21 protein-coding genes are annotated in these 21,393 nt (G+C 65.5%); 9 read left to right on the top strand and 12 right to left on the bottom strand.

What is annotated here, in order from left to right:
• Positions 1–92 precede the first annotated feature (92 nt).
• Positions 93–776, top strand: a complete 684-nt coding sequence (locus G7Y50_RS02330; RefSeq protein ID WP_206214735.1) for an NADPH-dependent FMN reductase — start codon at positions 93–95, stop codon at positions 774–776.
• Between the two features lie 94 nt (positions 777–870).
• On the opposite strand, the gene G7Y50_RS02325 is transcribed toward G7Y50_RS02330, so the two are convergent.
• Both G7Y50_RS02325 and G7Y50_RS02320 read right to left on the bottom strand, forming a co-directional pair.
• A complete protein-coding gene (locus G7Y50_RS02325; protein WP_165048554.1) occupies positions 871–1,314 on the bottom strand; it encodes a helix-turn-helix domain-containing protein in 444 nt (147 codons plus the stop codon).
• Positions 1,315–1,342: 28 nt separating this feature from the next.
• Positions 1,343–1,516: a type II toxin-antitoxin system HicA family toxin gene (locus G7Y50_RS02320; protein WP_165048563.1), complete on the bottom strand. Its 174-nt coding sequence runs from the start codon at positions 1,514–1,516 to the stop codon at positions 1,343–1,345.
• Positions 1,517–1,854: 338 nt separating this feature from the next.
• Here G7Y50_RS02320 and G7Y50_RS02315 point away from each other — a divergent pair, with 338 nt between their 5' ends.
• A complete protein-coding gene (locus tag G7Y50_RS02315) occupies positions 1,855–2,106 on the top strand; it encodes a GlsB/YeaQ/YmgE family stress response membrane protein (RefSeq protein ID WP_165048570.1) in 252 nt (83 codons plus the stop codon).
• Between the two features lie 186 nt (positions 2,107–2,292).
• On the opposite strand, the gene G7Y50_RS02310 is transcribed toward G7Y50_RS02315, so the two are convergent.
• Together G7Y50_RS02310 and bilQ are read right to left on the bottom strand one after the other, a co-directional pair.
• The gene (locus G7Y50_RS02310) at positions 2,293–2,844 is read right to left on the bottom strand and encodes a hypothetical protein (protein WP_165048575.1); all 552 of its coding nucleotides are present in this window, start codon (positions 2,842–2,844) and stop codon (positions 2,293–2,295) included.
• On the bottom strand, positions 2,828–3,280 hold the full coding sequence (gene bilQ, locus G7Y50_RS02305; protein ID WP_165048598.1) for a bilirubin utilization transcriptional regulator BilQ: 453 nt from the start codon (positions 3,278–3,280) through the stop codon (positions 2,828–2,830). The genes G7Y50_RS02310 and bilQ overlap by 17 nt, the downstream gene beginning before the upstream one ends.
• Positions 3,281–3,653: 373 nt before the next feature.
• Between bilQ and G7Y50_RS02300 the strand changes: the two genes are divergently transcribed.
• A complete protein-coding gene (locus tag G7Y50_RS02300; RefSeq protein WP_165048605.1) occupies positions 3,654–3,887 on the top strand; it encodes a hypothetical protein in 234 nt (77 codons plus the stop codon).
• 197 nt (positions 3,888–4,084) lie between these two features.
• On the opposite strand, the gene G7Y50_RS02295 is transcribed toward G7Y50_RS02300, so the two are convergent.
• Complete coding sequence (locus G7Y50_RS02295) at positions 4,085–5,305, bottom strand: Fic family protein (protein WP_165048610.1); 1,221 nt, start codon at positions 5,303–5,305, stop codon at positions 4,085–4,087.
• A gap of 265 nt (positions 5,306–5,570) precedes the next feature.
• Here G7Y50_RS02295 and G7Y50_RS02290 point away from each other — a divergent pair, with 265 nt between their 5' ends.
• From G7Y50_RS02290 to G7Y50_RS02275, 4 genes are all read left to right on the top strand, one after another.
• On the top strand, positions 5,571–8,075 hold the full coding sequence (locus G7Y50_RS02290) for a molybdopterin-dependent oxidoreductase (RefSeq protein ID WP_165049309.1): 2,505 nt from the start codon (positions 5,571–5,573) through the stop codon (positions 8,073–8,075).
• Positions 8,072–8,815 (top strand): 4Fe-4S dicluster domain-containing protein, encoded by a 744-nt coding sequence (locus G7Y50_RS02285; protein WP_165048615.1) that lies wholly within the window; start codon positions 8,072–8,074, stop codon positions 8,813–8,815. The genes G7Y50_RS02290 and G7Y50_RS02285 overlap by 4 nt, the downstream gene beginning before the upstream one ends.
• Before the next feature lie 75 nt (positions 8,816–8,890).
• Positions 8,891–9,355 (top strand): VOC family protein, encoded by a 465-nt coding sequence (locus G7Y50_RS02280; RefSeq protein WP_165048624.1) that lies wholly within the window; start codon positions 8,891–8,893, stop codon positions 9,353–9,355.
• An 89-nt stretch (positions 9,356–9,444) separates the two neighbouring features.
• Positions 9,445–10,635 carry a CynX/NimT family MFS transporter gene (locus G7Y50_RS02275; protein WP_165048635.1) on the top strand — a complete coding sequence of 397 codons (1,191 nt, stop codon included), beginning with the start codon at positions 9,445–9,447 and terminating at the stop codon, positions 10,633–10,635.
• 236 nt (positions 10,636–10,871) lie between these two features.
• Here the strand turns inward: G7Y50_RS02275 and G7Y50_RS02270 are convergent, their stop codons facing one another.
• The 4 genes from G7Y50_RS02270 to amaP all read right to left on the bottom strand — a co-directional run bounded on the left by G7Y50_RS02270 (position 10,872) and on the right by amaP (position 13,379).
• Complete coding sequence (locus G7Y50_RS02270; protein ID WP_165048646.1) at positions 10,872–11,252, bottom strand: hypothetical protein; 381 nt, start codon at positions 11,250–11,252, stop codon at positions 10,872–10,874.
• A gap of 186 nt (positions 11,253–11,438) precedes the next feature.
• Positions 11,439–12,200, bottom strand: a complete 762-nt coding sequence (locus G7Y50_RS02265; RefSeq protein ID WP_206214734.1) for an Asp23/Gls24 family envelope stress response protein — start codon at positions 12,198–12,200, stop codon at positions 11,439–11,441.
• Positions 12,197–12,775, bottom strand: a complete 579-nt coding sequence (locus tag G7Y50_RS11880; RefSeq protein ID WP_206214733.1) for a DUF2273 domain-containing protein — start codon at positions 12,773–12,775, stop codon at positions 12,197–12,199. Before G7Y50_RS11880 ends, G7Y50_RS02265 begins: the two co-directional genes overlap by 4 nt.
• Before the next feature lie 10 nt (positions 12,776–12,785).
• The gene (gene amaP / locus G7Y50_RS02255) at positions 12,786–13,379 is read right to left on the bottom strand and encodes an alkaline shock response membrane anchor protein AmaP (protein ID WP_165048668.1); all 594 of its coding nucleotides are present in this window, start codon (positions 13,377–13,379) and stop codon (positions 12,786–12,788) included.
• Between the two features lie 581 nt (positions 13,380–13,960).
• Between amaP and G7Y50_RS02250 the strand changes: the two genes are divergently transcribed.
• Positions 13,961–15,205, top strand: a complete 1,245-nt coding sequence (locus G7Y50_RS02250; protein ID WP_165048679.1) for a hypothetical protein — start codon at positions 13,961–13,963, stop codon at positions 15,203–15,205.
• Between the two features lie 568 nt (positions 15,206–15,773).
• Here the strand turns inward: G7Y50_RS02250 and G7Y50_RS02245 are convergent.
• Both G7Y50_RS02245 and G7Y50_RS02240 read right to left on the bottom strand, forming a co-directional pair.
• Complete coding sequence (locus G7Y50_RS02245) at positions 15,774–16,223, bottom strand: hypothetical protein (protein WP_165048688.1); 450 nt, start codon at positions 16,221–16,223, stop codon at positions 15,774–15,776.
• A 139-nt stretch (positions 16,224–16,362) separates the two neighbouring features.
• Positions 16,363–17,550 carry an aldo/keto reductase gene (locus G7Y50_RS02240; RefSeq protein WP_165048697.1) on the bottom strand — a complete coding sequence of 396 codons (1,188 nt, stop codon included), beginning with the start codon at positions 17,548–17,550 and terminating at the stop codon, positions 16,363–16,365.
• A gap of 567 nt (positions 17,551–18,117) precedes the next feature.
• Here G7Y50_RS02240 and G7Y50_RS02235 point away from each other — a divergent pair.
• The gene (locus tag G7Y50_RS02235; RefSeq protein WP_370457965.1) at positions 18,118–20,154 is read left to right on the top strand and encodes a RecQ family ATP-dependent DNA helicase; all 2,037 of its coding nucleotides are present in this window, start codon (positions 18,118–18,120) and stop codon (positions 20,152–20,154) included.
• On the opposite strand, the gene G7Y50_RS02230 is transcribed toward G7Y50_RS02235, so the two are convergent.
• Complete coding sequence (locus tag G7Y50_RS02230) at positions 20,151–21,305, bottom strand: YafY family protein (RefSeq protein WP_165048707.1); 1,155 nt, start codon at positions 21,303–21,305, stop codon at positions 20,151–20,153. The two genes, G7Y50_RS02235 and G7Y50_RS02230, sit on opposite strands and share 4 nt — an antisense overlap.
• Positions 21,306–21,393: the final 88 nt, after the last annotated feature.

Raw genomic sequence — 21,393 nt, 5'->3', positions numbered from 1 at the left:
GCGCTCCTAACGCGCGCATTACAGAAGTGTAATGGAAGCGCGCGCAGCCCTATCATGGGAGGGAGCATGATGACGCGTGAAAGGACGCTTCTATGGAGAGCAAAGCTGTCGAGATGGGGAAGGGCGGCGCCGGCGGCGGCGCCGAGGTGAGAGGCGCTGCCGTGGACGCGGAGACGAGGGGCGCTGCCGCTTGCGCTGCCGAGAAGTCGGTGCTCATGGTCGTCGGGTCGCTGCGAGCGCGCTCGCTCAACCGCCAGCTCGCCGAGCGCGCCGCCGCGGTGCTGCGCGGGTGCGTGCGCGTGTCGTTCCTCGAGTACGCCGATTTGCCTCATATGAACCAGGACGTCGAGGTCCCCGTGCCCGAGCCGGTGCAGCGCGTCCGCGACGCGGTGGAGGCGGCCGACGGCCTGTGGATCGTCACGCCCGAGTACAACCACGGCCTGCCCGGCGTGCTGAAGAACCTGCTCGACTGGCTTTCGCGCCCGGTCTATGCCGACGGCACGTCGGTCATGCGCGGCAAGCCCGTCACCTACAGCGGCGCGGCCGGCTCCTCGCAGGCGCGCTACGCCTTCGCCTCGCTGTGGACGACGCTCGACTTCATGGGCGCCGACGTAATCGACGTCATGCCCACGGGCGTCCTGCTTGACCGCCGCGCGTACTCGACCGACCGCCTCGTCCTTGCCGAGCGCGACCGCGAGTCGCTTGAGCTGCAGGCGAACCTTCTGCTCATGCACATGGGCGTGCCCCGTCCCCTCGTCTGCCGCTCGGTCACGTAAGTGCGCGGCTCGTCACGGTGTAAGTGCGCGCAGTTCGGCACGGCGCAAGGCGGTGTGCGGCAGCGTTCGCGGCGTCGATGCGCGCTGCTCCCGCTCAGCCGAGGGCGCTTTTGCGCGGCCTCCCGGCTTTGGGGCGCTCTTCCAGGCGCGCCTCAACGGAAGCGCGCAGCACGCGCCTGCGGGCTCCTTCCTTCCACGAGGTCAGCTGCCCGTTTTCGCACATCTGCGATACCCGCGCGGTGCTCACGCCCAGCAGGCGCGCCGCGTCGGCGGCGCTCACAGCGTCGACGCGGGCGAGGTCGCAGTCAACCGAGACGGCTATGACGATGCCGCCATGCTCGGGTGCATGTCCGAAGGTCCCGCTTCGAGGGGTCTCTCCGCGCATGAGCGCGTACTCGATCTCGCCTCGCAGCCAATCCGTCGCCATGAAGACAGCTTCGTCAAGGCTGCTGCCGCACGTTGCCCCGTCACGACCGAAGGGGACGGCGCATATCATGTCCTCGGCTTCGTAGAACTCGAACTCGTTGAGGTAGATCATGGCAGCTCCTGGTCACACGCGGAGGTTTTCATCTCAAGCCCGCTTGGCGCAAGATGCGCTTCGCCGTTTCGTCGGGTATCTCCCGATGGCGGGGAACCATGACCACCTTCGTCCCTTTGACGAAGTGCTCGTGGTTCGTCCCTCCGTCGCTGACGTAGCCGCCCTCGACGAGCGCCCTCACGATGTCGCGTCGCTTGGTCATGGGAATCCCCTAAAAACATTAACATATGCTAATGATATTCTCAACAAAGCAGGGAGCTTATTTCGTAATTATAGCACAAAAGTTCGCATCACTACCCATTAAACGAACTATTGTTTGTGTATTACATCAGGATAGCAGAAGCGTAAATGAGCGTTTGTGCTTTGCCGTCAGCTGGCGTCTTGCTGCGCTCGCAACAAGCCGGCAGCCTGCCAAGCACGGCACCTCGCGGCAAGCCAACAGCCTGCCAACGACGCGGCGACGAGCAGGGAGTTTGGCGCGGGCGCGCCGCCGGGGGTCGCTAAGCTGTTCCTCGTCGGCAACGCGAAAGGAGCAACCTCATGAGCATCATCGTTTGGGTTATCATCGGCGGATTGGCAGGATGGGCGGGCGGCGCCCTCATGGGCCGCGAGGGCGGCTTGGTGAAGAACATCATCACGGGCATCATCGGCGCGCTCATAGGCGGGTTCATCATGAGCTTCATCGGCGCCGAGGGCTTCACGGGCCTGAACTTCTGGTCGTTCTTCGTGGCGCTTTTGGGCTCGGTCGTGCTCATCGCCATCATGAACGCCCTCACCAAGCGCTCCGTCTGACGCAGCTCAAGTATGGAGTGGCGACGTCAGAGACGCTGCCACTCCATTTCCCGTTTCCTGCTCGCAACGCGCAACCCGCAACGCGCAGCGCGAGCAGAAACGCCATGCGAATGCGAGGATAACAAGCCTCATAAAGAAACGCCGCGTGGGGCTTGGCAGGCAGAAGCCAGACAACGAGCTTGCCTGCTAAACGACCCTCCTGTAGAGGATGGGCTCATCGTATCCGAAGGTCTTCCTCCCTCTGACTTCCATGCTCTCGCTGACCTCGAGGCATTCTCTTGAGAACTGCTCATGCAAGGTGAATTTGAGCACCGGGGAGAACATGCTCGTGCTCCCGCCTTCCCAGACGCCGTCTCTCTCGACGAACAGCGCAGGGGTGAATTTCTCGGACGGCTTCAAGTCATGATAGCTGACGGGCTTGAGGTCTTTGTACGTGAACGTCTTCTTGTCGTATCCATCTGGCAGCTCGTAAGAAGTCAGCTTTATTCCGCCCTCTTCTTCCGTGAACAAGAACAAGTGAGGCGAGAGATGCGTGTTCCCGTTCGCCGTGTAATAGCTCTCCTCAACCATGAAGAATCCTTCGAAGTCCCTCGGCAAGTCCGTGATCTTGCCATTGCAGATCGTGTTGACGTGCTCTGCGTAAGGGAAGTCCGCGTTGACTTGCCTCATCCTCTTGGACTGCTCGGCATTGTCGAAGCTTCCTGTCAGCAGATCCATGAAGTCATTCAGTTTGCCCATCTCGTCTTCCTCCCATGTTTTCATTGGATTTGAGAACCAGCTTTTTCATCAGATCTGTCAGTTCCTGGCGGCTGTCATCATCCATGTCGGATAACACCTGATCATCCCATGAATGAAAAAGGCCATGGCTTTCCTCGACCGTTCTCTCGCCGTTCTTCGTCAAGCTCAGAACGTTGAATCTTCTGTCGGTGCTGCTCTTCCTTTGGGTAACGAGGTCTTTTGCTATGAGCTTCGTCAGAATGCGATTCAACTGCCCTGCGTCTAATCTGAGGTATTCCGCAATTTCCTTTGAAGAACAGCTGCTTCTCTTGCTGATGTAGATCAAGACGAACAACTGAACATACGTCACACCCAGATCGGGAATTCTCTCGGTGCAATACGATACGAAGCTCTTCCGGAGCATTGCGACATAGAAAGCAAATGACCCGTGATCCATGCGACTACCCTCCTTTCTTATTTGACAAAGTCAATTATTGAATGATCATTTGACTTTGTCAAGTGCTTTTAGGGTGGCTCAGGTAGCGTCGTGCGGCTCGGAGGAGCGCGCATGGGCGCGGCCGGCGCGTGCGGCTCGGAGGGGCGCGCATGGGCGCGGCCGGCGCGTGCGGCTCGGAGGGGCGCGCATGGGCGCGGCCGGCGCGTGCGGCTCGGAGGGGCGCGCACATTGCGGAAAACGCAAGATACGGGCATGTGCGGGCGCGGATATGCTTCGGGCGCTCTTCGATACGGGCATATATTGGCGAAGGCAGGGGGCTGTCCGTACAATAGCGTCGAGCTTTGTCAGACCACTCAGACAAGGAGGAGCTTGTATGACTCGCGACGAATTCATGGCGCTCGAATCACCCGCGAAGGCTGATGCGCTGAATGCCCTCATGGATGCTGGCAAGACCGAAGACGAGGCTATGGCCGAGTTCGGGATCACGAAGAAGGACCTCATGAGGGCCCAGGTGTTCTACAACAAGACCGCCGGCCGGTTCAAGTCCAATGCAGTTGGGGGATACTCCAACTTCCACAGCGACGTCACGGCTGACTCCGCGAAGTAAGGTTTGCAAGCCGCGCGTCGCTCGGATATCGTGATCTTCGCAGGAAGGCGGCCGCCGGCATCCCGACAGCCGCCTTCTCTTTGCGCTTGCCGCAGGGCAGCCTGCCCCTTCAGGCTCGCGCGGGCCACGTGACGCGCGCATCCGGGCGGTTCGCTGGCCCCGCACCCGCTCGCGCGAGCCCGCCCGCCCGCGCGCGCCTAGGACATCAGCTTGTCCTCCGTGAGCTTCCACGCCAAGGGCGTCATCTGCACGGGGTTGAGCTCGGAGTGCTGGCAGATGTCGGTGAGGTGCTCGACGAAGCTGTTGATCAGATCCGATGCCTGGTCGCAGACGAAGACGCGCTCCCGGTTGTCGAGCGCGACCTCCCGGGTGATCCCCGCGACCGTCAGCTGGTGTATCGCCTCGCTCGTCGCCCCGTAGCTCTTTCCGATTATGCTGGCGGCATGCTTGATGGAGAGCTGCGGCGCCCCCAGTATCACGTTGATGAGCTTCTCGATGGCCGAGTTCGACGGGATGCGCAGGCTGCTTGACTTCCAGGCGGAATGCAGGAGCTCTGTCGCATCGAGGAACGACTCCGTTATGTGCACCGAGTAGTAGGTGTTGCGCGCGTTGAACATGGCCCAGTCCTCGCGGTAGGACTCGTATGTCTCGCTCGTGGTCTCGTCGCGGGAGGAGATGCGCATCTTCGTCCGGTCCTCCCGGTTGGCCGACGCGCCCCAGCAGATCGGCGCCATGAACCCGTTGAGGAAGAGGCCGCGTTTGAACAGCGCGGAGAAGGCGAGGACGAGGCCGCAGAGGTTCGTCATGGTGTCGAACGGGACGATGCGCTCGAAGCTGTGGTTGATCGCCGACGCCTGCCCCAAGGGGGAGAACACCTCCTTGTTCATGAAGCTGCACAGGTCGTTGATCGCGGAGGGGATGGTCGAGGGGTCCGCCCCCCTCATGTTCGGCAGATGCTCGCTCCTGAACCCCCGGAAGTACCCGTCGTTCTCGAAGCCGCTCATGAGGTACTCGTGCAGCCGCAGGACCGTCTCGATGGTCACGGTGGTGTCGGCGCGTATGTTGTCCGATATCCACTCGATGGTCTGCATGTAATGCAGCGCCTCCACCGCGAGCTCGAGCTCCTCGTCGGACGGCTGGAAGCCGATGCAGGCGCTCCAGTAGCATCTCCTCAGGTTGTTCCTGCCGCCCTTGCGCTTTGACAGCTGGAACGCGGCGAGGAGGGGGACGATCGGGATCTCGGCGTCCCGCGAGATGCGCATCGCGAAGACGGCGTCGATTGCGAGCAGGGCTTCCTTTATGTACTGGGCGAGCTCGTTGCGCGCGAGCCTGCTGTCAAGCCGAATGATCTCCGACTCCGCCTTGTAGAAAGCGGCCTGCGTCGACGCGGAGTAGTGATACGTGTCAAGGTATGTCATGTTGCTGCGCCTCTCCCCCGTGATTATCTCCGCAACGAGACAATCACATGCACAAACCATCTATGTTATAAGGCTTTGAGCCGATAAAAGCGAGGAGATTTCAATATCGGCGGGGAACGGCGATTTCGCGGAAGCCCCAGGTTTCGGGGTCGTCCAGAAACTGAAACAAGCTTGCCGCTCGCCGCCTGCCTTCCAATAATAAGCCTAGCGTGATTTGTCGACAAAAGCGCGCATCTGACAACTGCATAGCGAGAGAGGGGGCATGATGTCCAGAGAGTCGATTGTTGAAGAGCTCAGCTCGCGACATGAAGGGGTCGAGTACTTCTACACGACGTGCCACAACAATGGGTGCTGGGACGCAACGTGCTTGATCAAGTGCGGTATCAAGGATGGGAAGGTCGTCTCCATCGAGCCGGACGACTCGGTCAACCCGGGCGTCGCGCGCGAGGATGACGACGAGAACGCCATCCAGACTGGCATGATCCAGGCGCGCGCCTGCCCGATGGGCCATGCGTGGCGCCAAGAGCTGTACTCCGAGAACCGCCTGCTGTACCCCATGAAGCGCGTGGGCGAGAAGGGCTCGGGGAAGGGCCACTTCGAGCGCATCTCGTGGGACGAGGCGCTTGACACCATCGCCGACAAGATGAGGAAGATGGCCGAGGAGAACCCCGACCGCCCCTGGCTCTACTACTGCTACTACGTTGCGTTCGAGAGCTCTGACTTCCCGTTCGCCTCGTACATGAAGGGCACGATCACCGGCTGGGGCGACCACTCGACCTCGGGCGGCGCGGCGGCGGAGGACTTCCACCTCGGCGTGCGCCTCACGGACTGCCTCATCAAGGGCACGAGCGACGCCTATCCGGGCTTCGAGGCCCCCGACCTGCTCAACTCCAAGCTCGTCGTCCTCTGGGGCTTCGACCCGATGGTGAGCTGGTTCGGCCACGTGCCCTACTACATGAAGCTCGCCCAGGAGCGCGGCTGCAAGTTCATCCTCATCGACCCCGTCTACAACGTGAGCGCCGAGTGCCTGAACGCCCAGTGGATCCCCATCAGGCCGGGCACCGACACGGCCTTCGGCCTCGCGGTCGCCTACGTCCTCTACACCGAGGACCTCTACGACCACGAGTACGTGGAGAAGTGGGTTGAGCCGGAGGGCTTCGAGGAGTGGCGCAAGTACGTCGTCGGCGAAGTCGACGGCGTCGTCCACGACCCTGAGTGGGCCGAGCCCATCACGGGCATTCCCGCCGAGACCATCACGGAGTTCGCGCGGTACTACGCCAGCATGAAGCCGGTGCACCTGCACCAGATGTACAGCGTCTCCAAGCGCAACCTGGGCGACTACGCCGCTGCCGTGGCGATGTTGCTCCAGGCCATGACGGGGAACCTCTCCATCGCCGGCGGGTGCGAGGGCGGCGGCGCTCTGCTCGTCACGCAGCCGCGCATCTTCGCGCCGGTTCCCCAGACCGGCCAGATCCTCGGGGACGTCGAGAACCCGATCACCAACAACAACAACAAGGTCACCGAGGTCATGCACTGCCAGAAGCTCTATGCTGCCGGCGAGATCACCGAGGAGGAGTTCCGCAGGCGCATCGGCTGCCCGCCGGGCAACCCGCTGCCCCACATCAAGATGGCCATCGTGCCCAACAACTACATCAACAACCAGCACCACGTGAGCAAGCGCATGGCCGGCTTCGCTGACCTGGAGTTCTCCTGGGGCTGGCAGTACTTCCACGACCAGCCGTCCATCGAGTTCCTCGACATCGTGCTGCCCTCGCCGGTCATCCAGTTCGAGTCCACCGACATGCACTTCTTCGGGATCAACCGGTTCTGGGGCGCTCCTTCCGGCATGAGCAACTACTTCCTGTTCGCCGGCAAGGGCGTGAACCCTCCCGGGGAGGTTCGCTCGAAGGACTGGGTCTGGATGGAGCTCGCGCGCAGGCTCGGCTTCGCCGACAAGTTCAACCCGAAGATGCTCGACGTCACGGACTGGCGCGACTGGGACGAGCAGGTCATCGATCGCATCTACAAGCCCGCGTACGAGGAGTGGGCGAAGGACGAGTACGGCTATCTCGCGTACTATGACTACGAGCCGCCCACCTGGGAAGAGTTCCAGAAGATGCCCATCGTGCGCGTCCCTGGCGAGCCGGGCGAGTGGTTCTATCCCTTCAAGAACACCGTCGAGTACGGCAGGTCCCCGTTCAAGACGCCTTCGGGGAAGATCGAGTTCGACAGCACTTACGTCAAGGAGACCGACCTCACGAAGACGCGCTACGGCGGGCACTACGACTCGTATCCGCGCTGGCAGCCGACCTACCAGGACACCACGGCGAACGACAGCTACTACCATCCGTGGACGGAGTTCTTCCCGCTCTCGATGGTGACCCCGGTGTCCTCGTATCGCCAGCACTCCGCCAACGACCAGAACCCGTGGCTCAAGGGCGACTGCTACGAGCACATGATCAGGATGTCTCCCGCGGACGCGGCAGATCGCGGCATCAAGTCGGGCGACCGCGTGCTGGTCTACAACCAGTTCGGCGAGATCGAGATCACCGCGTACGTCTCGTCGAAGCTGCTTCCCGGCACGGTCTCCATCGGCCATGGCGAGTGGTCGAAGTTCGACCATACGAGGAAGTCGAAGACGATGCGCTACGGCATTGACACGGCGGGCAACTGCAACCTCCTCATCGGCGACGCGCATCTTCCCCACATCGTGGGAGCGCTGCTGACGGCGGGCCTTGTTGAGGTCAGGAAAGTGGGTGATGAGCGATGACTCAGTATGGATTCTTCTTCGACCAGGGCCGTTGCTACGGCTGCAAGGCGTGCTCAGTTGCCTGCAAGGACTGGAACGACATCGGGCCGGGGCCTGAGAAGTGGATGAGCGTCTATATGTGGGAGACCGGCGCGTTCCCCAACGTCTCCATCGGCATGCTCGCGTTCAACTGCGGGCACTGCGACAACCCGGTGTGCGTCTCCGCATGCGAGCACTCCGCCATCATCAAGGAGGAGAAGTACGGAGCGGTGCTGGTTGATCGCGACTTGTGCGAGGGCGACCGCAACTGCTTCAACGCGTGCCCGTACGGCGCCCCGAAGTTCGCGAGCGACGAGCCCGGCACCAAGATGAGCAAGTGCACCATGTGCATCGACCGCCTCGAGAAGGGCAAGCTGCCCGAGTGCGTGGCGAGCTGCCCGATGCGCGCGCTCGACTTCGGGCCCGTTGACGAGCTCATCGAGAAGTACGGCGACTGCCGCCAGATCGAGACCATGCCGTCTCCCGAGACGACGGCTCCCAACTGGTTCGCGAAGGCGAAGCCTCCCAAGGAGCAGCTCATTCCCTACGACGTCGAGAAGGCCATCAAGCTCACGAAGCCGCGCAACGCCGCCGGTGACGTGTACTCGGACTACAAGAACCTGACCGACTTCGACGGCGACGTCATCGCCCAGACCGAGCTGTGCATGAAGAACGCCACGGTGGCCGAGGTCATGGCCAGAACCGCGAGCGACCAGGGCTAGACGCAGAGTGAGTTCGGCGGGGGCGCGGCTGCACCGGGGCCGCGCCCCCGCCAGAGAAGCGAGGGGGTGTCAGACGTGAAGCTTGAGTTTCAGCATGCGGGGATCTACTGTCGCGACATAGAGGAGTCGCTCGCGTTCTACGAGGATGTCCTCGGCTGTCGCCTGCTGTTCAGGGCGGATGCCATGGAGGGCGACAAGCCGCTCAAGATGGCCTGGGTCAAGGGGCTCGGCATGGCGTTCGAGCTGCTCGAAGCGGAGGACAAGGCGAGCTGCGATGCGGCTGCCCAGGACAGCAACCACATCGCCTTGCGCGTGGACGACCTGGACGCGTTCGTCGCGCACCTTGAGGGAAAGGGCATCGCCGTGGAGGCCGGGCCGCTTGACCCGCCCTTGGAGTTCGACCGGCCGCTCGCCGAGGAGGACGCCGACCTGTTCGTGAAGCACGGCGCTGCCGGCACGCAGCTGCGCATCATGTTCTTCCGCGGGCCGGGGGGCGAGCGCTTCGAAGTGCTCCAGGACAACATAGCGCCGCTGCCCTGACGCTACCGAACAGCGCTACCAAATGGCGCTACCGAATAGCGCTACCAAGCAACCAAAGCAGCTTCAAAACTGAATAAGGAGGGGTATTCATGGGCGTTGTAAGAAAGTATCGCAACTGGGCGCTCATTGCCGTCGTCCTGCTGCTCTTCGGCACGGCGGTGGCTTCGTCGCAGTACAAGGTGCCTGTCATCATGACGGGCCTCATGGAGCAGTTCAACATGGACGCCGGGAGCGCGTCGTGGTTGATGTCCATCTTCACGTTCGTCGGCATCATCCTGGCAATCCCCACGGGCGCGCTGGCCAAGAAGTTCGGGCCCAAGGCGCTGCTGCTCGCCGCCGGCGGGATCCTGCTGGTCGGCTCGCTCGTCGGCGTCTTCGCGACCGACGGCACGATGCTCATCGTCTCGCGCGCGATCGAGGGCGTCGCGTTCATCCTCGTGACCATCTGCGGCCCGCTTGCGGTGCAGAAGTACGTTGCTCCTGACAAGATCGGCTCCGCGACGGGCATCTGGGCGCTGTGGGTGTGCCTGGGCTCCGTGGTCGGAGGCATCGTGACGCCGACCGTCTCGGCGACTTTGGGCTTCGTGGGCGTGTGGATGGTCTACGCGGTCTTCGCCGCTATCTTCGCCGTCCTCGTCGCCTTTGTCGTGAGGTTCGCCGACGATGCTGACGGGGCCGAGGCCCAGCAGGAGCAGGCGGCAGCGGAGAAGGTGAGCTACGCCGAGCTCCTCAAGCCCAACACGCTTCTGTTCTTCCTGGCGTTTCTGCTCTTCAACCTCGTGCTCCTCGCCATGCTCGGCTTCTCGCCGACCTGGATGCAGAGCCAGGGCATGGACGCCTCGCTCTCGGGCTTTTTGAGCACGCTTCCGATGCTTCTGGCCGTCATCTCGTCCCCGTTGTTCGGCACCCTGTCCGACAAGATAGGGCGTTGCAAGCCGCTTTATATCATCGGCATGCTCGCCATGGGCCCGAGCGCGTTTCTGCTGCTCACGGGTACGGGTCCCGCGCTGTGGGTCGGCGCCGTCATCATGGGCCTTTTGGGCCTCGGCGTTCCGGTCATGGCGTTGACGTCGTTTGGCCAGGTTCTGGGCAAGCCGGAGCTCATGTCGATCGGCATGGGATTTCTCATGCTCATCCAGAGCCTCGGCCAGTTCCTCGGCACCTTCGTGGCGCCGCTCATCCTCGGCGCCAACATGGACCAGTGGATGACGCTCGGCATCGTCATGTGCGTCATAGGCCTTGCGGGCACGGCGTGCGTCGCGCTCTGCAAGTTCAAGTAGGCTTGAGCTCCGAGCGTTTTTGCCGTGCGCGTGCGCGCAGAGGGGCCGGAGGCAGTGCCTCCGGCCCCTCTCGGGTGTGCGCGGGACAACGGGGACGGAACCTTTTGCCCGTATGAGCTGCGATGAGGCCGACGTGCTTCATCTCACGTGAGGGGACTGACGCGTCCCTCTTCGTGCGGAAAAGGCGTGCGGGAAAGGGCTCCGCCCCCGTTGTCCCGTCGTCCCGCGCGTTTGGCCTACAGGACGAGCGAGTCGTCCCTCATGCTGCAGGCCGTGACTTTCTCGATCTCGTCGAGTTGGTCGATCTCGTCACGCGCGTCGCGCGCTTCCTGCTTGATCTCGCGCTTCGCCTCGCGCTGCGCGTGCTTCAAGTCGCGCTCGGCCTCGCGTTCGGCATGCTTCGCCTCGCGCTCCTCCTCGCGCGCCTCGCGGGCGATCTCCTTGTGCTGCTCGTGCTCGGTGCGCTTCAGCTCGGCTTCGGCTTTCGCGTCCTTTGCCGCGTTCTTCGCGTCGTGCGCCATGTCCTCCACGGCGTTCTTCGCGTCGTGCGCGGCGTCTTGCGCCGCCACCTTGGCGGCATGCGCGGTGTCCTTGATGTTGTCGATGAGCGAGGTCATGTGGGCTTCCTTTCGGTCGGGTTCAGTTGGATTCTGCTGGATTCTGCTGGATTCGGCGCGCCAGGTGGAGCGCGGCTCGGCTCGGTTCGGCTTGGTTCGACTGAGCCTGTTTTGGTTCGGCTGGGCTTGCCGAGGCTTGGTTTGGCTTGGCCTGGTTCGGCGGGGTTGCCTCCGGCTCCGCTCGGGCTAGTCCTGCGCGAGCGTCACGTGGGAGCGGCGGTCGGGCTTCTTCTCGTCGTCGGCGGGCGCGTGCTCGGCATCCCACGCGGCCTTGTCGGCCACGTCCACCACGTTCACGATGAGCTCGACCACCTCGAGGCCGGTCATGTCGTGCACCTGGCTCACGACCGTCTCCTTGATGGCGTCGAACACCTCGATGGCCGACCTGCCGTACTCCAGGATGATCGAGAGCTCGACGGTGGCCGTGCCGTCGTCGACGTCGGCGTCGACGCCCTTCTTGTCGGCGCTGCCGCCGAGGCCCTCCTGGATCATGGAGAACACGCTGCCCTTCATGTCGACGATGCCGTCGACCTTCTGGGCGGCCAGCGACGAGATCTTCTCGACCACGCCCTCGTCGATGGTGAGGGTGTACTTCGGCTCGCGCGCCGTGGGGCCGTCCGCGTCGGAGGTGAGCGAGGTCACGGCGTCGGAGATCTTGTCGGCGGCGGTTGCGGGCGAGGTGACGTGCAGCGTGGTGCCGTCCTCGGCCTTGCCCCCGGCGGGGGTGGTGGCGGAGTTGCCGCCGGTGGGGTCGGTGCTGGTAGCGCCAGCGCCGTTGCCGGTGGGGCCGGTGCCGCCGTGGCCGCCGTGGCTGCCATGGCCGCTGGTGGGGCCGCTGCCGGCGGGGCCGCCGTGGCTGCCGTGGCCGCCGCTGGTGGGGCTGCCGGAGCCGCCGCTGCCGGCGGCGTGCTTGTCGTGCTTGTCGCGGGTGGTGAAGGTGTCGGTCATAGGGAGTTCCTTTCCTGTGGTTTCTTTCCGAGAGAGGCGGCGATGCCGCGTACTGCGCTGCGCATGCCCGCGTCGCCGTCGCGGTAGCGTCCGATGGCGAAGCCGACGGCGGCGAACAGCGCGATGAGCAGCGTGGGCAGAAGCCCGATCCCGATGATGAGGAGCGCCGCCGCCAGGCCGACGAGGCCGTAGGCCACGGCGTGCTCGTGCCTGCTCAGGAACGGCTTGGCGGCGGCGCGCACGTCCTCGAGCACGTCGCGCGCGGAGCCTCCGGGCGGCGCGGAGCCGTGTTGCGCGCGGGCCGCGCGTCCGTCGGCTGCGGGGGAGGACGCTGTCCGCGATGCGGGGCTGCCGCGGCCGGCGCGGGCCGTAGGCTCGTCAGCTTCGCCGGGCTCGCCGTCGCAGGGGTCGCCCGCGTCGAAGTCCTGGGCCGAGGAGTTGCCGGGCCCGAGGTCGCACGAGGTCGGCGTCGCGCGCCACACCTCGCCCGCCTTCGTCACGTAGGGCTTCGCGCCGGTGCTCCGCTCACGCTCGGCGGAGGGGCGCATCTTCACTTTCACGTTGGTGCTGGACATGGTTCACCTCCTAGGCGGTGGTCAGGGTCGTCATGCGCGCGGGATGGGGCGCGGCATGGGCGTCGCGCGCGGCCATCGAGGCGCCGGACGTGCTAGTGAAGGTGATGTCGACGCTCTCGACGGGGTAGCCCGCCAGCGCGCCCACGCTCTCGGCTACCTCACGTTGCATCGCGGTTCCGAGCGTGGTCAGGCCCACGTTGGAGGAGGGGTCGACCTTCGCGCGGATGCGGATGCGCGGGTTGCGGCGCCCGCGGATGTCCACGCGCGTGCTCTTGCAGGTCATGCCGCGGTGGCTCTCGATGGTGCGCGTGGCGGTGGAACTGATGGCCTCCTTCGTGATCGCCACGTGCCCGCCCTCCTGCTCGAGGCTCAGCTGCGCGCCTCGGCCCGGCGCGGCGATGGCCGCCACGAGCATCGCCGCCACGCCGAGGGCCGTGACGGACAGGAGCACCAGCAGCGCCGCGTCGAACCAGCCCATGCGGGCGAGCCAGATGGCGAAGGGGAGCAGCGGGTCCCAGGAGAACCACAGCGTCGCGAGCAATCCCGTGCCTACGCAGGTAGCCAGCGCAAACACGATCATGGCCGCGCGGGTGATCTTTCGCATGGGTGCCACCTTTCTCTTCGTACGCGTCGAGCGTCGGGCGCGGGCGCGAGGGCCGCCCGTCGCCTGCTCCCGGCCCGCTGCCCGACGCGTGCACTGAATGACACGCCCCACTCTAGGGTGCGCCGCGCGGCGCGAGAACCCTCTGTACCGCCCTGTTGAGAACGCGGGGCCGTCCCGTAGCCCGCCGCGGGAAACGTGGAGCGCGGGTGTGGGGGTGGTGACGTTTTGGTGTCGGTTGCGCGTGTGGCGCGCGCGGCATGGACAATGGAGGGTATGAAGGCGCGTCGGCCAGCTAGCTGGCAGCTGGCATGCAGGCTGCAGGCGGCTGGCAGCTGGGCTGCAAGCGTGCGGGCTGCGGACGGCTGGCATGCAGGTTGCGGGCTGCTGGGCGGCTGGATGGCCAAGTGGCTGGCGTGCGAGCCTCGGGTGGCTGGCAGTAGGTGGCTGATGCGCGCAGGTTGTTGGCATGCAAGTTGGCATGCAGGCTGCGGATGGCTGACATGCGCGCAACTGGAGTTATGAGCAGCTGACGGCCGATCGGTTGGAATCGGCGGTGCGAAGCGAGCGGAAGGGGTGAGCGCATGGCGGACGCGAACAGGGGCGAGAGGGCGCGGGCGCTGAGGGCGCTGTTCGACGACCTGTCGTTTGCGCAAGTGGGAGCCGGTGCGTTGGCGGCGGTGACCTCCATGCTGCTTTCGTCGCAGATTGGCATCGCAGGATCGGTCATCGGCGTGGCGGTGGGCTCGGTGGTGTCGGCCGTGTCGTCGCAGGTCTACAAGAAGTTCCTCGCGGCCTCGGCGGAGAAGATCAAGGAGATCCCCGCGGCGGTCGGCGTGATGCCAGGCATGACGTCAGCTGCGGCGAGCGTGGGATTAGACGCAGGCGTGGAAACGGACGCGAAGGCGACGGCACGAGCGGATGAGGATGCAGGCGCGGCGGAGCGTGCGGAAGGCGCGGGCGCGAACGCGAAAGCGACGGCACGCGCAAATGAGGATGCAGGCGCGGCGGAGCGTGCGAACGAAGAAACAGGTGTGATGGGCGTAGGCTCCGGCGCAAGTGCGACAGCGCATGCGGAAAACAGAGGCGCGAACGCAAAGGCGAACGTGACCGGTGCGGATGTCGGCGCAGGCACAGGCACCGACGCAGGCGCGGAAGGCGAGCTCACGGGTGCGCGTATGGACGCGGAAGGCGGGCGGCAGGCGAAGAGTGCGGAAGCGGCCTCTTCGGCGGGCACCACGCAGGGCGTCTCTCCCAGCAAGACCGACGTGCTCGGCCCGCTGAACGTCACGAGCGACGAGGCGCAGGTGACGCCCGCGGCCACGGTGGTCAGGGCGCGCATCGAGCGCGAGAACCGCAAGCGCCGCCGCATCCTCGCCGTCGCCGTGGCCTCCTCGCTCGCGGCGGTGCTCGTGACCGCGGGCGTGGTGATGCTCGTGACGGGCGGCGAGGGCCTCGGTGCCAAGCCGCATCCCCCGTGGTCGCCTTCGCAGGCTCAGTCGGCGGCTTCCTCTGATGCCAGCAGCAAGAAGGACGCTGCGCAGGATGGCGAAGGCGCGAAGGTGTCCTCGTCAAGCGCGAGTTCGAGCTCTTCGGCCCAGGAGTCCTCGGCGTCAAGCAGCGCCTCGAGCTCGGCGAGCTCATCAGCAGGCTCCTCGTCAGCGGGTTCCGCCGATGGCGAGGGTCAGAAGCCTTCGTCGAGCGCGAGCTCCTCGGCTTCGAGCAGCGCCTCAAGCTCGGCGAACGTGGCGGCCTCATCGTCAGCTTCGGCGGGTGCGCAGTCGAGGCCCCACAAGGCTCCCGGCGAGGGCGCAGCAGGCCAGCCGTAAGCCAGGCAGTCCGTTCGTCTCGATTAGGGCATCAGTCGTCATCCACTGGCTGCGCAGCAGGCCAGTCGTAAGCCAAGCGGGCCGTCCCCCGCGTCTGAGCTGCCTCCCGCTTCTCGGGCACGAGAAACGGGAGGCTTCCGGGATGGGGCTCACCCCTGCCTTCTCAACCTCTCGTCCGCAACTCGGTTTCCAGCTTCGCGTGCTCTCTCCACCTTCGGCGCCATTCGGGCCGTCCAAGTATGTGGGCGCAGTCCAGCTGAGCTCCTTCCCTTTAAGGCGAATGGGGAGTCAGAGGGTCGGAAGGTCGGGGAGCGGGAAGTCGGGGAGCGGAAGGCTGAGGGTGGGAGATTCTGGATGGAAAAGGGCCGTTGTCGGTGGTTTGCACAAGCATAATCGCCGATAACGCGGCTTTTCCATCCACTTTAGCCCTTCAAACCACCGACAACGGCCCTTTTCCATCCAGGTTTTCCAAAAGGTGGCTGCAAAACCGGCGTTGTCGGTGATGGACGTCTGCAAAATCTTCGTTGTCGGTGATGGGCGTCTGCAAAAGCAGCGTTGTCGGCAAACCTCATGCGATCTTCGCCACGAGGCGTCGGCCCTTCGAGCAGCGAGGCTTCGCAAGTGGGCAGTGCTTCGAGCAGCAGGGGCACGCGCTGAGCGCTGCCTTCTCTTTGCCGCCTTTCTTTGCTCCTTTGCCGCCCTTGCCGGATGTTTTCGCGCTCTTCTTGCCCCTGCTGGTGTCCTTTGTGCTCTTGCCAGCATCTTTCTTTCCCTTGCCGGTGCTCTTCGCGTCTTTGCCGGCGCCCTTCTTGCCCTTGCTCGCGCCCTTCTCCACACCTTTGCTGTCAAGCGCCCCGCTCTTCTCCTTTGCGGCCTTCTGTGGCTTCGCTTTCTTCTCCACCGTCTCGTCGGCGCTCTTCTTGCCGGGCTTCGCGCCCTTCTTGCCCTTGCCAGCGCCCTTCTCCGCCGTCTCGTCGGCGCTCTTCTTGCCGGGCTTCTCGTCGTTCTTCTTCGTCATGATGAGCCTTTCTCGCTTTTTCGGCCAGTCTACCAGCTGGGCGATCGGGAAAACTCACCATTGGTTAACTTTTGCGCTCACCACAAATACTACTAAATTAGTAGCATATCCTATGAACCAGAAAGGGCAGTCAACCAGCCTAGCGCGTTATCACGCGCGTGCCCATGCGAACGATGGCCGGAAGCCCGGGGATTTGAAGCCTTCGCTTCACGCGGAAGAGCTCCTGGGGTATGTCGATATGCTGGGGGCATTTCTGCAGGCATGCCCCGCACTGCACGCAGTCGCCCGCGAAACGCGCCTTGCCTTCCATGGCGCCCGATGCGGTGATGTACTGCTGCATGCCCTGGTACCAGCCATGGGCGAAAGACGCGTTGTAGGCGGCGAAGCACATGGGGATGTTCACGCCCTTGGGGCAAGGCAGGCAGTACCCGCAGCCCGTGCAGGGCACCCGGTAGCTCTTGGCTATGGACTCGCGCGCCATCTCGATCGCGCGAACCTCCTCCGCCGCAAGAGAGCAGGGCGAAGCGCCGTCGGCTGTCTCTATGTTCTGGTCGAGCTGCTCCATCGTGTTCATGCCCGAGAGAACCAGGGTGACCTCCGGGTGGTTCCACACCCAACGCAGGGCCAGGCGGACGGGATCGGCGCTGATCCCCGCACGCTCGAGAACGGCTTTCGCCGCGCGCGGAAGCTCGCCTGCAAGCTTGCCGCCGAGCAGCGGCTCCATGACGACGACGGGAACACCCCGCTTCGCCGCAGCTTCAAGCCCGGCCGTTCCAGCCTGGTAGTGCTCGTTCAGGTAGTTGTACTGAATCTGGCAAAAGTCCCAGTCATAGGAGTCGAGCAGCACGGGGAAGTCCGCCTCGGGCCCATGGTACGAGAACCCGATCTGGCCGATGCGCCCCGCCTCCTTCTGGCGAGAAACCCACTCTTCGATGCCGAGTTCTTCCAGGCGCTCCCAAGCGCCTGCGCTCGTCACGTTGTGGACCAGGTAGTAGTCCACGTGGTCGGCTTTGAGCCGTTCGAGGGAGCGCGAGAGGTACTTGTCGAAGTCCTCCTGCGCCTGGCATCGGGAAATCGGCAGCTTGGTGGCGACGTTGACCTTGTCGCGAAGGCCGGGATTGCGGGCGAAGATCTCGCCCAGCGTGGCCTCGCTGCCGTTGTAGATGTAAGCGGTGTCGAGGTAGTTGACGCCGCGTTGCACCGCGGAGACGATGAGCTTCTCGGCGGCGTCGACGTCTATGCGCCCGCCGGCGGTGGGAAGCCGCATGCACCCAAACCCCAAAGCCGAGAGCTCCTTGCTTCCCTTCTGGTCAGTTCTGAATTGCACCGAGCTCGCCCTTTCTTGAGAATGCGTTTCTTGAGAGCACGTTGCCATGCGCAGCCGATTGCCAAACACTATAGTCGGCTTTGCCGCCTTCATGCCCATGGGCATGGCCTTCGGCATGATCTTCGCAGAAGAGGGCGCCAAGGGCGGGGCCCTGAGCCAGCAGCGGAAAGCGGGCCGGCAGCGGGGAACGGGCCGGCAGCAGGAAACGAACTGGCAGCGGGACCCTGGGCTGGCAGCGGAAAGCGGGCCGGCAGCGGGACCCTGAGCCAGCGGCGGGACCCTGAGCCGGCAACGGGGAGAGCTTGGGCCAGCAGCGGGAAGAGCTTGCGCGAAGTGATGCGGCGCGTGCGCGGGCGAGGCCCGCCTCGGTAGTAGAATAGAGCAGGAGAAGACCTGCCAAGAAAATCTGAGAGGGGAGCGCGGATGGTTGAGCGTGAGCTTGCTGGCGGGCATGCCCTGACCGATGAGGGGATTGATCGTCGTGCGCAGGAGCGGGGGGAAGGCACGCGCGGCGGTGCGGCGAGCGTGCGCAGCGGCGGGGCGAGCACGCGCGGCGGCGCTGCGAACATGCGCAGCGGCGCGGCGAGCATGCATGACGAAGCGTCTGGCGTGCGGGCGGCTGAGCAGGCGCTGCGGGACCATTTCGGCTACGCGGAGTTCCGGCCGGGGCAGCGCGCGCTCGTGGAGGCGGTGCTCGCGGGGCGCGACGTGCTCGGCGTGATGCCCACGGGCGCGGGCAAGTCGGTGTGCTACCAGGTGCCGGGGGTGGTGATGGAGGGCGTCACGCTCGTCATCAGCCCGCTTGTGTCGCTCATGGGCGACCAGGTGCGCTCGCTGCTCGACGCGGGGGTGCGCGGCGCGTACCTCAACTCCACGCTCACGCCCGCGCAGCAGTCCACTGTCATGCGCCGCGCGCTCGAGGGCGCCTACGACGTCATGTACGTGGCGCCCGAGCGGCTGTCCGACCCGCGTTTCCGCGCGTTCGCCGCGAGCGCCGCCATCCCGCTTCTGGCGGTTGACGAGGCGCACTGCGTGTCCCAGTGGGGGCAGGACTTCCGCCCGTCGTACCTGGCCATCGGCGCGTTCATCGAGAGCCTGCCCATGCGCCCCGCCGTGGCGGCGCTCACCGCCACGGCGACCGACCGCGTGCGCGCCGACATCGTGCGCCTGCTCGGCCTGCGTGACCCGCTCGTCCTGGTCACGGGGTTCGACCGCCCGAACCTCTTCTTCGGCGTGGAGCGGCTCGAGCCCAAGCGCAAGCTCGCGCGCATCGCGGCGCATGCGCTGGCGAACCCGGCCGACGCGGGCATCGTGTACTGCTCCACGCGCAAGGACACCGAGCGCGTGTGCGACGCGCTCGTGGGGGCAGGCGTGGCGGCCGTGCGCTACCACGCGGGGCTTCCCGCCGCCGAGCGCGAGGCCAACCAGCGCGCGTTCATCACCGACGACGCGGCCGTGATGGTGGCCACCAACGCGTTCGGCATGGGCATCGACAAGTCGAACGTGCGCTACGTCATCCACCACAACATGCCCGGCTCCATTGAGGCGTACTACCAGGAGGCCGGCCGCGCCGGGCGCGACGGCGAGCCCGCGCGCTGCCTGCTGCTCTGGAGCGACGGCGACGTGTCCACGTGCCGCTTCTTCATCGACCAGGAGTCGGGAAACGACGAGCTCACGCCCGAGGAGGCCGAGGCCGTGCGCGCCACGCGCCGCCGCATGCTCGAGGTGATGGTGGGCTACTGCTACACCACCTCCTGCCTGCGTGAGTACATCCTGCGCTACTTCGGGGAGAAGGAGCCCGCCGAGGCGGGCGGCGAAGGGGAGGCGAGCGAGCTGGCGCTAGCGGGCGAGGCGGCTGCAAGCGAGGCGGCTGCGGGCAATCCGGCTGCCGTCGCGAGCCGTTTCTGCGGCAACTGCTCGAACTGCGACGGCGACTTCGAAGCCGTCGACGTCACGTACGAGGCGCGCGCCGTCATGCGCTGCGTGCACGAGCTGCGCGGGCGGTTCGGCAAGGGCATGGTGGTCGACGTGCTGCGCGGCGCAGACACCAAGCGCATTCGCAGCCTGGGCCTCGACGGCGCGCGCACGTACGGCGCGCTCGACGCCTCGGCGGCGCTCGTCAAGGAGGTCATCGAGCTTCTGGCCGCGGGCGAGTACCTCGTCATCACGGAGGGCACCTACCCCACGGTGGGGCTGGGGCCGCGTGGGCGCGCGGCCGCGCGCGACGACTTCTCGCTCACCATGAAGAAGGCGCTGCGACCTGCCGACCGCAGGCGCCGCGCGCGCGAGAGGTCGGCAGGCGCCGGTTCGGGCGCGGCCTTCGGCACGTCTTTCGGCACGGGCGCCGGGCGCGTCTTCGGCGCGGGGTCCTTCGGCGACGACGAGCTCTTCGAGCGTCTGCGGGCGCTGCGCAAGAGCCTGGCCGACGCCATGGGCAAGCCGCCCTACGTGGTGTTCTCCGACGCCACCCTGCGCGATATGTGCGCCAAGCGCCCTGCGACCGACGAGGAGCTCCTCGAGGTGTCGGGCGTGGGCCTCGCCAAGCTCAAGCGCTACGGCGAGGACTTCCTCGCCGAGATCAGGGCCTTCGAGAAGGAGGGCTAGCGGTCGGGCTCGGCGTCCGGGGCCGGCTCGGGCTGCGTGGGGTCGCGGTACGCCGCGAGGGCCTCCTCGAGGTGCGCCGCGTAGGCGCGGGCCAGCTCGCGCGGCCCCTCCACGCGCACGAGGCCCCCGAACTGCGCGAGCCACCCGAACAGCGCCGGGCTCTGCATGACCGGCGTGCTCACGCGTGCCCACGCGCCCTCGCCCCCGCCTACGTCGCGGGCGGGCGTGATGGCGACGCCCTTGCCGAAGCGGTCGATGACGCCGCTTACGGCCCGCTCGTGCACGAGCAGCGTCATCGGCTGGCGCTTGCCGTGGTACATGCCGAACGCGCAGCTCAGGTACTCGCCTGCGTCGAAGGCGCGCGTGGCCTCGTTGCTCACGGCGCGCTCATCAAGGCAGATCAGCGAGCGCATGCGGTCGACGCGGTAGTGCGCGAATCCGGCGTGCTTCTCGTTGTGCACCACCAGGTAGTAGAAGTCGTTGCTGTAGATGAGCGCGACGGGCGTCTCAACGTACGCGTCGCCGCCGTGCTGGAGCTGCTCCTTCGCGTGCACGTCGTACTTGACGTAGTGGAAGGTGATCTTGCGGCGGGTGCGCAGCGCCTCCTGGATCACGTCGACGTTGCGAAAGACGCTCGCGTTCTGCGTCCTGACGCGCCCTTCGACGTGCACGTGAGAGGAGAGCGCCTTGGCGTCGTACTTCGAGGCGAGCGCCTTGATGGAGCGCATGAGCGAGGCCGCCTGCGTCTTGGTGAGGAAGCGGGACGACTGCACGGCGTCGGCCACGAGCAAGAGCTCGGCCTTCGAGAAACGGCGCGTGGCCAGCGCGTACTCGACGGGCCGACGCGGCAGGGTCACGATGTCGAGGCCGAAGGAGCGCAGCGCGTCGACGTCGCGGTAGATCGCCTTGCGCTCGGCGGTGATGCCGCGCTCCTGCAGGTACTCGAGGATCTGCGGCATGGTGAGTCCGTGGTCCTCGTCGGTTTCCTGGAAGAACATGCGCGCGAGGTGGAGCAGCTTGAGCTTCTGCGGCTCGGCGGGGCGCGGCGGGGCGGACGCGGCGGCACGCGGTGCGGACGCGCCCGCGCTTCCCGGGGACGGCTTTCTCGACGACGTGGGGGCGGCGCTTCTCGCGGACGGCTTTCTCGGCATGGCGCGACCTTTCTCATCTTCTGCCTTGCGTGTACCTCAGGTGGTACACGCAAGCTCACGCTCGCATCATATCATGTCCTCGTCGAAA

Source organism: Adlercreutzia sp. ZJ176 (assembly GCF_011038975.1).
Lineage (GTDB): Bacteria > Actinomycetota > Coriobacteriia > Coriobacteriales > Eggerthellaceae > CAAEEV01.
Note: the sequence above shows the minus strand (reverse complement) of the source record. Positions and strands in the feature narration are given on the sequence as shown.

Coding starts and splice junctions, on each gene's coding strand:
- G7Y50_RS02330 (WP_206214735.1), top strand. CDS start 93: ATGGAGAGCAAAGCTGTCGAGATGGGGAAGGGCGGCGCCGGCGGCGGC.
- G7Y50_RS02325 (WP_165048554.1), bottom strand. CDS start 1,314: ATGATCTACCTCAACGAGTTCGAGTTCTACGAAGCCGAGGACATGATA.
- G7Y50_RS02320 (WP_165048563.1), bottom strand. CDS start 1,516: ATGACCAAGCGACGCGACATCGTGAGGGCGCTCGTCGAGGGCGGCTAC.
- G7Y50_RS02315 (WP_165048570.1), top strand. CDS start 1,855: ATGAGCATCATCGTTTGGGTTATCATCGGCGGATTGGCAGGATGGGCG.
- G7Y50_RS02310 (WP_165048575.1), bottom strand. CDS start 2,844: ATGGGCAAACTGAATGACTTCATGGATCTGCTGACAGGAAGCTTCGAC.
- bilQ (WP_165048598.1), bottom strand. CDS start 3,280: ATGGATCACGGGTCATTTGCTTTCTATGTCGCAATGCTCCGGAAGAGC.
- G7Y50_RS02300 (WP_165048605.1), top strand. CDS start 3,654: ATGACTCGCGACGAATTCATGGCGCTCGAATCACCCGCGAAGGCTGAT.
- G7Y50_RS02295 (WP_165048610.1), bottom strand. CDS start 5,305: ATGACATACCTTGACACGTATCACTACTCCGCGTCGACGCAGGCCGCT.
- G7Y50_RS02290 (WP_165049309.1), top strand. CDS start 5,571: ATGTCCAGAGAGTCGATTGTTGAAGAGCTCAGCTCGCGACATGAAGGG.
- G7Y50_RS02285 (WP_165048615.1), top strand. CDS start 8,072: ATGACTCAGTATGGATTCTTCTTCGACCAGGGCCGTTGCTACGGCTGC.
- G7Y50_RS02275 (WP_165048635.1), top strand. CDS start 9,445: ATGGGCGTTGTAAGAAAGTATCGCAACTGGGCGCTCATTGCCGTCGTC.
- G7Y50_RS02270 (WP_165048646.1), bottom strand. CDS start 11,252: ATGACCTCGCTCATCGACAACATCAAGGACACCGCGCATGCCGCCAAG.
- G7Y50_RS02265 (WP_206214734.1), bottom strand. CDS start 12,200: ATGACCGACACCTTCACCACCCGCGACAAGCACGACAAGCACGCCGCC.
- G7Y50_RS11880 (WP_206214733.1), bottom strand. CDS start 12,775: ATGTCCAGCACCAACGTGAAAGTGAAGATGCGCCCCTCCGCCGAGCGT.
- amaP (WP_165048668.1), bottom strand. CDS start 13,379: ATGCGAAAGATCACCCGCGCGGCCATGATCGTGTTTGCGCTGGCTACC.
- G7Y50_RS02250 (WP_165048679.1), top strand. CDS start 13,961: ATGGCGGACGCGAACAGGGGCGAGAGGGCGCGGGCGCTGAGGGCGCTG.
- G7Y50_RS02245 (WP_165048688.1), bottom strand. CDS start 16,223: ATGACGAAGAAGAACGACGAGAAGCCCGGCAAGAAGAGCGCCGACGAG.
- G7Y50_RS02235 (WP_370457965.1), top strand. CDS start 18,118: ATGCGCAGCGGCGCGGCGAGCATGCATGACGAAGCGTCTGGCGTGCGG.
- G7Y50_RS02230 (WP_165048707.1), bottom strand. CDS start 21,305: ATGCCGAGAAAGCCGTCCGCGAGAAGCGCCGCCCCCACGTCGTCGAGA.